The organism is Mesorhizobium sp. M8A.F.Ca.ET.208.01.1.1, from assembly GCF_004791315.1.
In the GTDB taxonomy this organism is placed as follows: Bacteria; Pseudomonadota; Alphaproteobacteria; order Rhizobiales; family Rhizobiaceae; genus Mesorhizobium.
Window position 1 is genome coordinate 1 of the sequence record NZ_SRUT01000241.1, and the last position, 317, is coordinate 317.

Genomic DNA, 317 nt, shown 5'->3' on the forward strand with positions numbered 1-317 from the left:
CGATGACAGGCCGGCCTTGCGCAGGAAACCCTGCACCGCCTGCTCGGGCGCGGTGGTCGAGGGACCCTTGATCTCCTCACGGATGTCCTTGGAGCGCGCGGTCAGGCGGCGGATGTCGAGCGCCAGGCGGCGCGGCGTCCAATATTCGCGCGCCGCCTCATAGGTGAGACCCGCCTCGACCAGACCGTCGGTCAGCATCTTCCTGAGGTCGCCGGCAGCCTTGCGCTGCATGCGGGCGGGAATCTCTTCCGAGCGAAGTTCTAGCAGTAGGTCAGGCATGATTAGGCTCCCACCCTCCCCTTGATGGGGAGGGCCGG

General features: G+C 67.2%; 1 protein-coding gene. It reads right to left on the reverse strand.

Annotation, left to right across the window (positions count from 1 at the left end; genetic code table 11):
* On the reverse strand, positions 1-279 hold a 279-nt coding region (locus tag EN851_RS35105), incomplete at its 3' end, for a glycine--tRNA ligase subunit beta (protein WP_135931104.1).
* Positions 280-317 lie beyond the last annotated feature (38 nt).